This window comes from bacterium, from assembly GCA_040755755.1.
Lineage (GTDB): Bacteria > SZUA-182 > SZUA-182 > DTGQ01 > DTGQ01 > DTGQ01.
Genome location: JBFLZW010000022.1, coordinates 124726 through 140066 on the forward strand (window position 1 = coordinate 124726; position 15341 = coordinate 140066).

At 50.5% G+C, this 15341-nt stretch carries 9 protein-coding genes; 4 read left to right on the plus strand and 5 right to left on the minus strand.

Annotation, left to right across the window (positions count from 1 at the left end; genetic code table 11):
• The first annotated feature begins 176 nt into the window (after window positions 1-176).
• Complete coding sequence (locus AB1611_07915; protein MEW6379520.1) at window positions 177-3383, plus strand: Ig-like domain-containing protein; 3207 nt, start codon at window positions 177-179, stop codon at window positions 3381-3383.
• A gap of 720 nt (window positions 3384-4103) precedes the next feature.
• Here the strand turns inward: AB1611_07915 and AB1611_07920 are convergent.
• On the minus strand, window positions 4104-5423 hold the full coding sequence (locus AB1611_07920) for a glucose-1-phosphate adenylyltransferase (GenBank protein MEW6379521.1): 1320 nt from the start codon (window positions 5421-5423) through the stop codon (window positions 4104-4106).
• A 228-nt stretch (window positions 5424-5651) separates the two neighbouring features.
• On the opposite strand from AB1611_07920, the gene AB1611_07925 reads away from it, so the two are divergent.
• Entirely contained in the window at window positions 5652-5945 is a 294-nt protein-coding gene (locus tag AB1611_07925; GenBank protein MEW6379522.1) for a hypothetical protein, read from the plus strand.
• A 722-nt stretch (window positions 5946-6667) separates the two neighbouring features.
• The gene (locus AB1611_07930; protein MEW6379523.1) at window positions 6668-10006 is read left to right on the plus strand and encodes an MASE3 domain-containing protein; all 3339 of its coding nucleotides are present in this window, start codon (window positions 6668-6670) and stop codon (window positions 10004-10006) included.
• Window positions 10007-10048: 42 nt separating this feature from the next.
• Here the strand turns inward: AB1611_07930 and AB1611_07935 are convergent, their stop codons facing one another.
• From AB1611_07935 to AB1611_07945, 3 genes are all read right to left on the minus strand, one after another.
• Window positions 10049-11299: a hypothetical protein gene (locus tag AB1611_07935; protein ID MEW6379524.1), complete on the minus strand. Its 1251-nt coding sequence runs from the start codon at window positions 11297-11299 to the stop codon at window positions 10049-10051.
• 206 nt (window positions 11300-11505) lie between these two features.
• Window positions 11506-12231, minus strand: coding sequence for a polysaccharide biosynthesis tyrosine autokinase (locus AB1611_07940; protein ID MEW6379525.1), 726 nt, complete (start codon window positions 12229-12231; stop codon window positions 11506-11508).
• A 50-nt stretch (window positions 12232-12281) separates the two neighbouring features.
• Entirely contained in the window at window positions 12282-13442 is a 1161-nt protein-coding gene (locus AB1611_07945) for a RuBisCO large subunit C-terminal-like domain-containing protein (GenBank protein ID MEW6379526.1), read from the minus strand.
• Window positions 13443-14034: 592 nt separating this feature from the next.
• Between AB1611_07945 and AB1611_07950 the strand changes: the two genes are divergently transcribed.
• Entirely contained in the window at window positions 14035-14685 is a 651-nt protein-coding gene (locus AB1611_07950) for a hypothetical protein (protein MEW6379527.1), read from the plus strand.
• Window positions 14686-14887: 202 nt separating this feature from the next.
• Here the strand turns inward: AB1611_07950 and AB1611_07955 are convergent, their stop codons facing one another.
• Complete coding sequence (locus AB1611_07955; protein ID MEW6379528.1) at window positions 14888-15091, minus strand: DUF433 domain-containing protein; 204 nt, start codon at window positions 15089-15091, stop codon at window positions 14888-14890.
• Window positions 15092-15341 lie beyond the last annotated feature (250 nt).

Consider the following 15341-nt stretch of genomic DNA (forward strand, 5'->3'; position numbering starts at 1 on the left):
ATATGGTTCAGATGAGGATGGTTTTACCCTATGGCCCCTGTTTACCGCGCTGGGTATTTGGTTAACATCATCGTGTATTAAGGGCAGGAGGGGGGGCTTTGAAAAAGGAAAAGTTGGTTGATGGTTAATAAATACAGGCAAGAACAGCAAAACAAAGGCAAACGGGAGGAATTACCATGAAAGTCAGGTTATCGAAGAACACTGTGTGCTTCATTATATCAACAATCTTGTGTACTTTTCTGCTGAAAGGTCCGGTAGCCAGGGCCCAGGTCGCTGGCCCCGGTCCGTATGTATGGATAGATGTGTCCTCAAAATCCGGCAGGGAAAACCTGACTCTTGGGGATGATGATTTTCGAACTGTGGACCTGGAAAGTATCGGGTTTCATTTCTCTTTTTTGGGAGAGCCGCTGACTCAGCTTAAGATTTCTTCCAATGGATATCTCACCTTTGGCAATAACGATGCTGCCAAGTGGAGCAATGAGCCCCTGGCTGATTCGGCTGATCCGAATAAAGCCTATACGGGAAATCCCGGTGATATTATTGCTCCCCTGTGGGCTGATCTCGATCCCGCAACTGGGGGGGCAGTCTATTACCTTGTTGACAGGGTGAGTAAACCTGCCCGGCTTATTGTCGAGTGGCATGATATTCCCATGCGCCACTATACCGGCGAGATTGCCTCGGACACCGTTACCTTTGAGGTGATCCTGTATGAGGAAAGTAATGAAATTGTATTTCAGTACAAGGATGTTATAACAGGAAGCGACCGTTCAACCCGCGGGGCCTGTGCTACAATCGGCCTCAAGTATCACAACCAGACAGTCAGACAGTATTCGTACAATACCAGGAATGCACTCAGCAATGGGATGGCTGTCTCCTTTAACCAGGCAGCGCGATTTGTACCCCAGGTCTACCAGGGGACAACAGGCTCAACTCCCGGCGGGAGTACCGAGCCCGGCAGCGGGACTACGCCTGGCAGTGGGACTGCACCCGGCAGTAGCACAATACCCAGTGGGAGCACTGAACCTGGCAGTGGCTCAATAGCCGGCAGCAGCGCTCCCCCCGGCAGCAGCCCCCCCCCTGCTGCCAGTACCATTCCTGTTGCCGATACCACCCCTGCCAGCGGCCAGAATTGTGAGCCGATTATCGAAGCTATCAATCCACCCCCCAATTCCACGAATATTTCGGTCAACCCGAAGATTACCCTGAATATCAGGGCCCTGTGTGGCGGGCTCGACCGGAATTCCATCCGCCTTTTTGTCGATGGACGCAATGTCACCAGTGCAGCCACCATCGCCGATACTTCACAGGGGCTCACCCTGAGCTACCGGCCCAATACACCCCTTGCGTGCTCGACCATTATCCCGGTCAGGGTCGAGGCAAGCGATCAGTCCGGTCATTCGGCAACCCGCAGCTATTTCCTCTACAGCGAGGATTCCTGCAAGCCATATCTGACAAGCAGTAATCCTCCTGACCAGTCCTGTGTACCGGCCAATGCCACCTTTACCTATGGTATCGGCGATCTTGGATCAGGCGTGGACATTGGCTCCGTGCACCTGACAGTAAACGGAAGTGATGTTACCGCAAAGGCAAGCATCACTGCAACAGATGAGCAGGGATGCCTCATTTCCTACACTTCCGCTGCACCGTTTGAAAAGAATCAGCGGGTTTCAGTCAGGATAACAGCCAGTGATTATGCTGTGCCCCCCAATAGCATGGAGGCTGTTTTTGAGTATATGACCTGCTATCAGGGATGGACTTATTTTTGGCTCGACAGACCGGTCTCCGATCTTGCCCTGGATAAGAAAGGCATTCTCTGGGCAGCAACCCTCGGAGCCGGACTGTTCAAGTATTCTCCCAAAGCTGACGGGGACCCGCTGAAGCCGGTTTATTGGACCGACTACCATCCCGTTACGGGTCTGCCCGGCGATTGGATCACCTGCCTGGCTGGAGATAAGCAAGGGAATCTCTGGCTCTGCGCTCAACCGGACAATGATACGGGAGGGGGCGTGGTCAAGTTCGATCCGGACAAGGGTACCGTAGTCAAGTTTTTTCCGAAGGGGCAAAACGGGCTGCCCGATGATCCGATCCATGATCTTGCGATCGACCCCAATGACGGTGTCTGGGTAGCGACCCAGAATCACGGCGTTTTCCGTTTGTACAACCAGCAGTGGAAGCTCATGTTTGATACCAGTCGCGGCCTGACTGATAACTGGGTCAAGGCCATAGCCCCGGATGATGCAGGCAATATCTGGCTGGCTACGGAATTCGGCGACATCTTTAAATTCAATTCAGCCAACCAGCTCATTTACAGCTCGAACCTTGACAGCTCGTTCTCCGTTTTCAATGCCTATGGTATCAATATCAACTCACTTTTCTTCGACCCTGTGGAAGATACTCTCTGGGTAGCTACAGGAGATGGAGCATATCATTATCGTGCCGATCGTGCGGTCCGGTGGTCCAAAGTAACCGGCCTGGCAAGCAAGGGCGTAAACGCGATTTTTCCGGTGACCCGGAGTGATTATCCCGGTGAAAAGTACTGGTTTGCTGCCGATGGCGGCATTTTTGCCACCACTGACTGGAAAGCCTGGAAGAGTTATACTGCCCAGATGAATCCATATTCTTCTCCTGATGATCAGATACGGTGCATTCAGCAGGATGCCAGCGGCAATTTGTGGTTCGGTACGGACAGTGGAGTCAGCAGGCTGGATATTACTCCGCCGGTGGTGAAGAGTATTACGCCCAATCCCGATGCCACTGAGGTCAGTTTATCGCAGGATATAACTATTACCTTCAGTGAGCCTATGGATTTTGCCTCCCTGCTGGAGAATATTACGATTACGCCGGATGACCCGAACTTTACAGTCAAACCATCGCCGGACCTGACCTCGATCACTTTTCAGGCCCCCAAATCAAAGCTGGCCCCAAAGACCACCTACCAGATCAGCATTGACCAGGGCGTCATGGATCTTTCCGGAAATCAGCTCAGCTCGGCAAGAAGCAGCTCTTTCGTGACCCAACAGCAGGCCAGTACGACGACAAATACCAGCCAAACTACTTCTTATTCTTATGGAATTTGGCCGTTGTACACGTCGAACTGGCTGGCATTATTAAATCCAGACTGGTGGTCATCCTATAGCTCAAGCGGGTGGTCATCGTATGATCAGAATTCGTGGCCATCCTCTCATTCAGGTTGGTGGTCATCGAACAGCTCGAACCCCTGGTCATCCTATAATTCAAGCTGGCTGCCATCGTATAGTTCGAGCGGGTGGCCATCGTATGGCCATTCTTCCTCATATGGCCTGTTCAATAATTCATTCGGTAATTCATATAACTGGTCTGGCAACAACTGGTCTGGGACAAATCTGTGGTCAAGCTGGCCTTAACCTTCTTCCGGCACCCATCGGGAGTATGATTGTTTTATCCGGGCTCGCAGCCGCCATCAGGCTGCGAGCCCGTTCCTTATCGATTCCGTTGGCTCATAGTGGTAAGACAACACACCTTTTACCAGTGATCACCCCCCTGGGGGGCAATGTCATTAATTTCAGGATTAACGGGAATGGCACTTACATAAGCCAAGCTTATAATAGAGAGGACACAAAGCACACAGGGAAAAAGATCTCCCGCAGAGACGCAGAGAACAACCAATCCGGCAAGGTCCTGATGAAAGTCGGGATATATCGATGTGTCAACGGCCTGGAAGCAAGCAAAAAGTAAAAAGGCACAAGGAGGAACTTGTTTTACTTTTACTTTTCAATGATATCCTCTGCGTCTCAGCGTCTCTGCGGGAGAATTACTAATTCTTATGTAAGTGCCATTCGGATTAACGGCGATCAACGCCCCTCACCTTGCCCCAGGGGCTCCCTGCCGGCCATCTCCCCGAAGGGCACAGGTGTTAAGCTGAATAAGAAGGGGGACACGAAGAGCACGAAGGGGAACACGGAGCACGAAGAGAGAGAAAGACTGGCATGGGCATCCTGCCCATGCCACGAGGGACCTTGCTCTGGACCCTGACCCTTTAAAAAGCTTAATCTCTGCGTGGTCTTCGTACCCTTGGTGTCCTTCGATGAGGGCAAGAAGGGGAAGAAGGGGGCGTGCCTTATGCCTTACAACCTCGTTCCTGACGGGATTACCGCACCTTTGGGGATAATGGTGATACCGTCCCGGACCCAGGCGATATCGCTCTGAGAATCTTTGGCTTCCGGTTTTGCCCGGATGATGACCTCATCACCGATGCGCACGTTTTTATCGATGATGGCCCGCTCGATCTGGCAGCCTCTCCCGATGCCAAGTCGGGGCAGATCCTTGTCCGTTTCCCGGAATCTGCCCGGTTTTCTTTTCATTTCCCGGAAGTTGCCCAGTACCTGTTCGCCGTCGTAGAAATCGGCTCCCAGCATGACCACGTTATCGAGGCGGCTTCCCTTGCGGACCACGCCGCGCATGCCCACAATGGAATCAATGATGTGGGCGCCTTTGATTTCCGAGCCTTCGACTACCAGGCTGTCAATGATCCTGGATTGCACGATCCTGCTGGGCGGCAGGGCACGGTTGCGGGTATAGAAGGGCCACCGGGGCCAGTACAGGGAAAAAGGAGGCTCAGGCTGGAGCAGGGCGAGGTTGGCCTCGAAGAAGGTGGCGATCGTCCCGATATCTTTCCAGTAGCCGGAAAAAGGATAGGCCATGACCCGGTATTGCCCGATGGCTGAAGGAATGACCTCATGCCCGAAGTCATTTTTGGCCTGGTCGGCCAGGAGTTCGGTCAGAACCTTTGACTCGAAGACATAAATACCCATCGAGGCCAGGCAGCGGTCCGGATCGAGGGTCAGCCCCTGTGATTCAAAGATGTTCCGCGAAGCCATGAAGTGCTCGATAACTGCCGGATCTTCGGGCTTTTCGACAAACTCCTGCACCGCTCCCGACTCATCCACCTTGAGCAGCCCCATGCCCGGAGCTTCCGCCGGAGTGACCGGATAGACACACAAGGTGACATCGGCCTTCTTTTCCCGGTGAAAGCGGATGAGGTCGGCGTAATTCATCCGGTACAGGTGATCACCAGAGAGAATGAGCATCTGCTCCGTCCGGTAATACAGGGTATGCTTCAGGGTGGCCCGCACGGCATCTGCCGTACCCTGGAACCAGTCCGTCCGCTGAAGGGTCTGCTCGGCAGCCAGAAGATCTACCAGTCCGCCTCTGAACAGGTCAAACTGATAGGTCTGCATGACATGCCGGTGCAGACTGGCTGACATGAATTGCGTCAGGACGAAGATCCGGTTGATTCCGGAATTGATGCTGTTCGAGATAGGAATGTCGATCAGCCGGTATTTACCGGCAAAGCTCACGGCCGGCTTGGCCCGCTCAAGCGTGAGGGGAAGCAGCCGTGTGCCGCGCCCGCCACCGAGAATAACAGCTATGACATCGTTTAACATGGTAAATCACCCGCCTCCTGGTTATTGTATCGGATGAATTCATTGAAAAGTAGATTACCAGGATGAAATATTCCTCATAAAACACCTGAAACACACAAAATAATAGGCCCAGGAGATACTTTTGTACTCATGATAATATATTTTTTTACTTATAGCCGAAATAGATTTGTATGATAGCATGCTGGTATCAACCAATTAACCCTAAACCACGGTGATGAGGTGAAGCGTATGAAAAAGAAAACCCAACGCAGGTTAACCCTTTCCCTTGCATCCATACTCATAGGTAGCTTGATCTTTGCCGGTTCAGCTTTGGCTGAACCTCCAACACCACTACCAACAGGCCCTTTCATCGGCCCGGTGAGAGAAAAACTGATAGCGTTTATCAGTAATTTCAACCCGGATATAGCTGAAGAAATGACCACGAGAATAGAGGAAAGACAGGAAAAAATCAAAGATTTCATTAAGAAGATATGGTCTTCCTCGAACGATTCCCTGGACGACACAGCATCAAGCAAGAAGTAGCCTGGACAGATGTTCCCCATGTTCCTTTTCTCGATGAGGAAGGTGAAAAATAACCATCACCCCCACCCAGCCTCCCCCCTCAAGGGGGAGGGGAGTTATGGAGGCTTTCATCCAAGATGGGGAACATCTGCAGCCTGGAGAAAAAGAGATTCTTTACGGAGGGTGATACTGCCCCTGGTTTCCGGTCGAGAAAATGCCTTACAAGGGCTGTGTGATATGCAACCGGAATGTTGGCCGGCCGGTTATCAGATAAACATCGTAACATAATTTCATACTATTATATTCTTGGCTCCACCGGTTGAGGCTGATATAAACCCTTCAGCCGGTGGATCAAAGCCATTATCAATACTATAAAGTCTGCATGCACTAAAGCCTAACGGCGCAAGAGGTGCTGAAAAGGTCCCGTCGAGTCACTGATTACTGGCCACTCAATTTGGATATGCATTTTTTATCTTTATTTTTTAAAGTATTAGCGTATAATAGTTGCATAATCTTAGTATATAGCGCGGTAAATACGTGGACGCAGTAAATACGTGGACAGTTAGGCTCGACCAAGAGATCGCGTGCGGTATTTGATTTGGTGGGGCAAAAAAGCAGCCCCACCCTCCAGGTACTCGATGCCTTTCTGAGGGGGGATAGCTGTCCTTCACTCCCGCGCCGTGTACTAAGCTCCATCAATGAGCCTGGTTTTCAGCTTAAAGAAAGGACGGTATTAAAAGGGTATGAAAAGCCGGTTATTCACTCCCTGGTCCAGATACTCAGGCCTGATTGTCAGCGTGCTCTTGGTTTTGGCCGGGCTGTATCTGATGAACTATGTTAATGGCCTTCTTGCTCACAGCCTGGTCGAGATTTTCGGAATCATCGTCGCTGGCGGAATATTCATGACCGGATGGAACTCACGTCAGTTCCAGGATAATAACTTCTATCCATTCCTCGGTGTTGCCTACCTCTTTATCGGCGGCATGGAAGTGCTCTATCTCCTTTCATACAGCGGTCTCATGATATTCCCGAATTATGGGAGCGACCCGAATCTCACGATGCAGTTCTGGATCGCTGCCCGCTTCATCGAAAGTATTTCTTTTCTGATCGCTCCCCTGTTTATCGGCAGGAAACTGAATGCCCGGCGGGTATTTACGGGTTACATTACTGCCAGTTTCCTTGTGCTGTGGGCCATCCTTTCCCAATACATTTCCCCGATCTATTTTATCGAGGGAGCAGGGTCAACTCTGTTTGGCAGGATGAGCAGACTGGTCATTTGCCTGATCTTGCTGGCCTCGATTACGCACCTCATTCACCGGCGCAGGGAGTTTGAACCGGCTGTTCTCTACCTGGTGGTTACTTCAATTATCATTACCATCAGTTCCGAATTGATCATTGCTTTTTTTGCTGTAAGGAGCGGTGGCCCTTACACGCTGACCTGTCTGACACTCAATGCCTTTTCATTCTACCTCATCTACAAGGCCATCGTCGAGACCGGCATGATGAGGCCGTATCAGCTTCTTTTCCGGAATCTGAAGCGGAGCGAGGAACTGCTGAGGGAAAGTGCGAGCCGCTGTGAGATTTCCCTTGAGCAATCAAAACGGGAGTTGACCATCAGAAACCAGATCTCCGACATTTTCCTGACGGTCCCGGATGACCGGATGTACGCGGATGTACTCCACATAATTCTCCAGGCTATGGACAGCAGGTTCGGGTTCTTCGGGTATATCAATCAGGATGGAGATATGGTCTTTCCATCCATGACCAGGGAGATCTGGGATGAGTGCCGGATACCTGACAAGAAGATCGTTTTTCCCCGCAGGGAATGGGGTGGCATCTGGGGGCAGGCCCTTGTCGGAAAGAGAACCATCCGCTCCAATGAGCCTGGCACTGTGCCCAGGGGGCACATTCCGATAACCAGAACTCTGATCGTGCCCATTATCCATTCCGGAAAGGTTATCGGTGAAATCGCGGTCGCCAACAAAGCTACCGATTACACGGACAAGGACCAGGAGCTTCTGGAAACCATCGTCAACTCCAAGATAGCCCCCATATTGTATGCCAGATTAGAGAGCGAGTGTCAGGAAAGGGAACGGCAGCGGGCAGAGGAATCGATCAGGTCAGCCTACGCCGAGCTCGACCAGATATTCAACACCGCAGCGGATGGGATGCGGGTGGTTGATAAAAACTTTACGGTCATAAGAACCAATAAGACATTTTCAACTATGGCAGGACTCAGTCAGGAGGAGATGGTGGGCAAAAAATGCCACGAGGTATTTCCCGGCTCCGCCTGCCATACTCCTGACTGCCCGCTGATCAGAATTCTCCATGGTGAGGAGCATATTGAATCTGAGGTGATCAAGGAACGCCTCGACGGCCGGAAAATTTCCTGCCTGGTGAACGCGACCCCTTTTCGGGGGCCTGATGGCGAATTGATCGGCGCGGTTGAAGATTTGAAGGACATCACCGAACGAAAACAGATGATGGAAGAGCTTTGCAGGGCCAAGGAGGAGGCGGAGGCCAAGTATCTGGCTCTGGTCGAGCAGGCCAACGACGGGGTGGCTATTATCCAGGATGAAGCATGGAAGTTCGTTAACCGGGTCATGACCGAGATTATCGGTTATACGGTTCAGGAAATGATGGACCGGCCCTTCTGGGAAGTGGTAGCACCTGAAAGCAGAGACCTTATGATCCGGAGATATCGCTCGCGCCTTTCCGGCAAGGATACTCCCTCTTTCTACGAGGCCAGGTTTCAGGCCAAAGATGGAACCATCAGGGATATCGAAATCTCGGCAGGACTTGTTCAATACCACGGGAAACCCGCCACCCTGGGCATTTTCCGGGATGTCACCAGCCGCAAGAGAATGGAGAATGAATTGCTGAAGGCCCAGAAACTTGAGTCCGTCGGCCTTCTGGCTGGTGGTATTGCCCACGATTTCAATAATCTGCTGGCTGCTATCATCGGCAATCTGTCTCTTATCGAGATGTATCTGAAATCCGGCGGCAGCATCTTCGAACCCTTGAAAAATACGGAACGGGCATCCCAGCAGGCCAGAGAGTTGACCCAGCAGCTCCTTACCTTCTCAAAAGGCGGCAATCCGGTGAGGAAGACTGCATCCATTGCCAATCTGCTGAGAGATGCAGCCCGCCTTGCCCTGAGCGGCTCCAATGTCACCTGCAGGCTGCACCTGCCTGATAATCTATGGTGGGCCGAAATTGATGAAGGCCAGATAAGTCAGGTTATCAATAACCTGCTGATCAACGCCGACCAGGCCATGCCGGAAGGCGGAACAATCGAACTGCAGGCTGAGAATGTCGTGATCAGGGAGGGTAGTGAGGGCAGTAATGGCGATGATCTTCCGCTCGATGATGGCAGGTATATCAGGGTAACGGTCAGGGACCAGGGGATCGGCATCCCGAAGGAGTATCTTACCCGTATCTTTGACCCCTATTTTACCACCAAGCAGAAAGGCAGCGGTCTTGGCCTGGCAATTTGCTACTCGATCGTCAGGAAGCATGCAGGACATATAACGGTGGAATCAAAAGTCGGGGTTGGAACTTCTTTTTCGTTCTATCTTCCGGCTTCAGCCAGAGAGGCTTTTGTCGTGGAAGATGTTATCGAGGAAGGGCCGATACGCGGGCAGGGGAAAATCCTGTTCATGGACGATCAGGAAATCATCAGGGATATGGCTGAAGAGATGCTGCTTGATCTTGGCTATGAAGTTGAGCTGGCCAGGGAAGGTCAGGAGGCTGTCGAGATGTACAAAAAAGCCCGGGAATCAGGACATGCCTTTGATGCCGTTATCCTCGATTTGACCATTCCGGGAGGCATGGGAGGCGATGAGACCATCCGGAAACTGCTCGAGATCGACCCAAAGGTCAATGCGATTGTCTCAAGCGGTTATTCCGGTGATCCTATCGTATCAGAATATCGGCAGCACGGTTTCCAGGGAGTGGTTGCCAAACCCTATAACCTCGAAGGGCTCAGCCGGGAATTACACAGGGTACTCAAAGGCACGGGAGCATATGGACCAAAGCCCCTGGCAGATCGGGGGACTCATTCCCGCTATCCGGGGCGATAACCACTTACCTTCTTTGTGCCTGGGTGCCTCAGAGCAGTTACCTCAATCTCCGCTGTCTGTTCCCCGTGGATCACCCTGCCTGTATCCCAATTTGTCCCAGTCCAGCAGTTGGCGGCCACCCGGACCATGACAGTCGGTGCAGGAAAGAGCTTCCTCTTTCGGGCCGATGGAATGGCTCAGGCTGAAGTTCAAATCCCTGGTTATCAGGGTAGCTTGCGGGTAATCCGGCTCCTGATCGGCGTCATTGGGATCGTCATAGGCCCGCATATCAGCCTCGGTGGTAACGAGGAGGGAAGGATCTTCAGGATCGGTCCGTCCCGCGGCCTTGACCTTGCTGGCGGGAATAATGTCATCGATGTCAGATTCCGTTGATTTGATAAACCAGCTAATGCTGATTACATTGAATGGGTATATCCTGGCCCCGGGCGCTTCCTTGCGCTCTGCAAAGCCGAGTATCGGCACATGCTTGTAATCAGCCGACGGGCCGCTGCCATCATACCATTTATAGGCTGGCAGCCAGCCAGCCTCATGGTTGCGGGTAACCGGCTGGCCGTTTCTGAACCGGCTCCAGTCCCGGCCAGCCAGAGCCAGGGCTGACCTTGTCCGGGTATCCGTGTGGCAGGTTTCACAGGCGACTATCCGGCAATGCTGATCCAGTCTGTGCCCGGATATTTTCTTCCCGCTCTCTGCTGCTTCCGAGTGGGGAGCAGATGAGTGGCAGCCGCTCATGGTACAACCGACCACAGGGTCGGTCACGGTCGGTTCGCTGGTATCGATCGCCGATCCCTTGGCTATCTGATGATCCTGAGTAATATGACATGACTGGCAGGCCTTTTGCGGATCTGACCCAAGGTGGACATCCTGGCCAGGGTCAAAAAGATCACCCCGCTTTTCCGTATCCTTTTTGTGACAGGTGAAGCATTGTCCGACTGTCGGGGGCTCGGCCCTGAAGTCCCCGCTGTCTGTCTGGCTGATGGATGAATGGCAGACTAGGCAATTGGCCGTGGACTTTTTCGGATTCCATTCAGCGCCGATGTGGCAGTCGTCGCATTTTCGACTGATCCAGCCATCAACCCCTCCCTCTTCGGAGAACTTAAACATCGACAGAGCGCACCATTTTTCGAGCATACCAAGCCCGGTGCCATATCCAAGCTGACCATGATACGACTCTTCAACCTCATGGGAATCAAAACCCTGAGCGCCGATATCTTCAACTTCCCGGCAGACAGAGCATGGCGGCAGTATCAGGCCGGTAACCAAAACTGCGAGCAGGATTTTTCTGAAGTCAGTCATTTCCTTCCTCCCTTCCCTGATGATGCATCTTCACAGGTATTTATAAGACCTTAAAAAAACTTTATAATCATCATTCTTATCGGAAGCGGGCTCAAGATTTATATCACCGGGTGATAATGGGAGGAAGCAGTCATACAGGAGCGAAAGATGGCTGGCAGAGAGCCTCGCCCCACCGGGGCTCCCTGCGACAGATGAATACCTCGAAGTTAAACCGTTTTTTTCCTCTCATAGGAATAACTATATCGACCATAGCGATGGTAGAAATAATTAGACAGGCTGTTTTCACAGCCATTCAGAACTAATCCCAGAATCTTTGTCTTGTCTTCCAATTTGTTAATCGCCTCATATACCGCCTCCCGTTGAGTCATTGATGCTCTGACAACCAGGATAACATGGTCTACCAGAGAAGATATGATAGTTGAATCAGTCACTGGAATTATCGGGGGAGAATCGATAATAATAAAACGATTGTCATAGCGGTTCTTTACCTCTTGAATCAAATTGAACATGCGGTCGGAATCAAGGAGCTCTGAAGGATTTTCGGGGGGAATACCGGCAGTAATTACACTCAGCTTTGGAATCAGGGTTTTCAGGATATATTTCGCCAGATCACCTCCGTATGTCAGGTACTCTGCTAATCCTACGCAGCTTTTATCGAGGCCAAGCATTTTGCCCACCTGCGGTTTTCTCATATCAGCATCAATGAGGAGAACGGTTTCATCCATGCCCTTAACGATAGAAACAGCTAAGTTGATGGAAGTTAACGTCTTTCCTTCACCCCGAATGGCACTGGAGACCTGAAACACCCTGCTTTCCTTTTTCTTTGACACTTCCAGGATATAGGTTCTTAATATGCGGTACTGTTCGGCAATCACAGAGTCGGGCTTCCATATCGAAACCAAATGCTCATCAAACGTCGCACTATCTTTCATCTTGTTTTATTCCTCGTAAATGTAGACACTTTTCCTGTTCTTCTGTTTAGTTATTCGGTATGGAGTCTGGAATTGTTCGGAAGGTACCGGGAATTTTCACTAAGTAACTGGTCAAGGAACCTTTTAACGTTTTCCTGGAGATTGCGGCCTGATCCGTAAAGGCCGGCTCCGATCAGGAATATGGTGTCTTCAGGGTATTTTCCCCGAACTTCCGGCAGGTTGGAAAGCCTGATACCTCCCGCGGGAATTGGAAAGGATGGTAATATCGTGCCCAGAGGGGCCAGCAGATTGGTACTGATTCTCCGGCAGGTATTCTCATCGAATGCGAATCTGCCGCTGCAATCCGGAAAAATTACGGCATCCGCTCCAGCCATGCGAAAGAGAGTTCCCAGGAGGATTTCCGGGGCGATGCCTTCTTTGCTGCTGGTGAAAAAGACCCCGCTGAGAGATGGATGGGCCATGAGAAAAAAAGGATAACTCTGGTTTTCGGCAATCGAGCGGAAAAAATCCAACCCCGTGATTACCGGCTGCAACAGGAGTCCATCTACGCCCAGCTCCAGGGCATACTCGATCTGCTGCTGCATGACTCCAGGGCTGTCATTGATATTCGTGAAGTAGAGTGATTTCCTGCCGCTTTTCTCCTGGGCTTTCAGGAGAGCTTCCCGGCAGAGGCGGACCCGGTCCTGGTAGGTACATGTCGGCTGATTTCCCAGGTTATGGTCATCCTTGATAATATCGATCCCTCCAAGGGAAAGCTCATAGCAGATCCGAGCCAGTTCCGGAGCGCTGCACCCCAGTGGTTTCAGTGCCGTACAGGTGAGGGGCCGTCCAAAGATCTCTGTCCTGCTCCTCAATCCGCTGACGCCATAGGCTGGTCCGGGAAACTTTTGGAGAAAGTCCGGGGGAAGAGCCAACTCAATAAGCCTGATACCCTGCATTAACGAAATATTGCCAAAGACAAGATTCATGAATTGATTCAGCGAGCCGTTCAGGATATCGGGTGAATACTCTAAAATTATCCGGTACTGATCTTCACCCTCTGCATGAATCTCAGAAATTTGACCGACGATTTTCTCCAATATGCGGGGATCGGATATCAAATACTCCGGCATCTCCACAGTTTGCTCGAAGGCAATCGCCGTGGCGATCTTCTCCGGATCTTCTTCTGTTGTAATCAGGTAAGATGCCCGAATCTGGTTTGATTGAGCCAAGTTATCTCCTCTCTTCGGGTGATATAAAAAATACAAATGCATTTTATCCCAAGTTTAGATATAATTGACAATAAAGTCAATATGGGTAAATTGGAAAATTAAATTCACTTCAGGTGCTGCCTGTCTTATCTACTTTTCTACTTTCTGCCGTTGAGCTCCAAAATGACTTGTAAGATATGTCCGTTTTGAAGCATAAGAGTTTCATTCCGCGATCGTCAAATAGATAAGCGTGAAGTATGAAGCCAATGAAATAACGCTTTAATGCGTCAGTAAAATCAATCGAAGGTCCAGACTATTTCCCTAACGCAGTTTTCTTGAAAGGGATTGTTCGGAACTGGAGAAATATTTACTCATTGTTTTTAAAATCATTAGCTTAACAATATGCTTTTAACAACCTGACAAAAGCGATGACTTATTTATTTCCCGTGCCTGAGCAATCATCTCATCCTGATAACAACTTTTAACGAAAGGAGGCGAAACTGGAGGTTTATTGTCCGTACGTCGTTAACCGGATATCATGTATCCCCTATTTTTTAGCCTGGCAGTAAAAGTATTACGGTAAATCTTGATATTTTATGAAAGGGAGGCACCCATGGAACAGAAAAAACTTTTTAAAGGATTTATTATTGTCAGTATACTGGCTTTGTTATTCACTATCGGCAGCCCGAAAGCTAATGCTCAATTTGGTTATTTTGGGCCTTTTGGACCGTATTATGCAGGACCTTTTGCTTATGGATATTTTCCACTTCCCCCACTTCCTGTGCCAGCAGCTCCAGTTGGCCCTTACCGGGGACCGCACGTCCTGACAACAACGAGTCTGCTTACCGCCCTCGCTCCCGCACCGACAGTTCCGGCCGTAACTCCTGCCGGATTGAGCGTCACCTCCCTAGTACCGGTTGCTCCTGCTACCATTACCATTACTTTGCCGGCAACCGCTTTAGCCACGGTGGCTCCAACTGTAGCCCCGACAGTCGTTACCCCGACAGTTACTACGCCTACATTCCCCGGACTTACTACCGCTTTTCTGCTTGGTGGCGTCAGCACAAGCACTTTGACTACTCTGGCCTTGCTTGGGACACTGCCGACTACTACCACAACTGCGGTAGTGCCAACTACCCCGGTATTACCAACTACCACCCTGCTTCCGACTACTACCACACCCACGATCGGGACTACCACGGCCTTGCTGCTTGGCGGCGGCGGCGGCGTTTCAACAACTACCCTGCTGTTACTCGGAATTTAAGGATAAATCTTTCGATTTTTGAGAGTGTTAGTGTTTGAAAGTCTTTGAGAGCAAGTCTTTGAGAGCGAATGTTTGAAAGTGAACGAGAGTATTTGAAGGTCGGTGTTTGAGAGTTAGTTTCTGACATTAAGCCTGTTCAGGGATTTGACCAGGGGAAAATACCCCCTGAGGGGGGAAATCCCTGAGCAGGCCATCTTACATCTTATTTCAGTGCATGTGCAGCATATTCCAAAACCGCATGCAAGTCTTCCTCACAAATGTGGGGATAATCTTCCAAAATTTCTGCTTGGGTCATTCCAGAAGCCAATAATTCAAGGATAAATTCAACGCTGAGCCGTGTACCCTTGATAATTGGTTTGCCTCCAAGTATTTCAGTATCTATAATAATTCTCTCTCTCTGCACCATGTAACTTCCTCCGAAGTATGTATGCTCAGAAATAATCTTCCAATCAACCACCTGTTTAATGAGTTATATAGCTAACTCTCTACCGGACACTTTTGAGGTAACAACCGCGAATGAACGCGAATGAACGCGAATGAACGCGAATGAACGCGAATGAACGCGAACTGAACAAAGAGGACTCGATAATGAAGGCAAATCAAAAGAATTTATTAGCGTCTATTCGTGTGCATTCGCGGTTGATTACAGGAATTGA

Coding starts and splice junctions, on each gene's coding strand:
- AB1611_07915 (MEW6379520.1), top strand. CDS start 177: ATGAAAGTCAGGTTATCGAAGAACACTGTGTGCTTCATTATATCAACA.
- AB1611_07920 (MEW6379521.1), bottom strand. CDS start 5,423: ATGTTAAACGATGTCATAGCTGTTATTCTCGGTGGCGGGCGCGGCACA.
- AB1611_07925 (MEW6379522.1), top strand. CDS start 5,652: ATGAAAAAGAAAACCCAACGCAGGTTAACCCTTTCCCTTGCATCCATA.
- AB1611_07930 (MEW6379523.1), top strand. CDS start 6,668: ATGAAAAGCCGGTTATTCACTCCCTGGTCCAGATACTCAGGCCTGATT.
- AB1611_07935 (MEW6379524.1), bottom strand. CDS start 11,299: ATGACTGACTTCAGAAAAATCCTGCTCGCAGTTTTGGTTACCGGCCTG.
- AB1611_07940 (MEW6379525.1), bottom strand. CDS start 12,231: ATGAAAGATAGTGCGACGTTTGATGAGCATTTGGTTTCGATATGGAAG.
- AB1611_07950 (MEW6379527.1), top strand. CDS start 14,035: ATGGAACAGAAAAAACTTTTTAAAGGATTTATTATTGTCAGTATACTG.
- AB1611_07955 (MEW6379528.1), bottom strand. CDS start 15,091: ATGGTGCAGAGAGAGAGAATTATTATAGATACTGAAATACTTGGAGGC.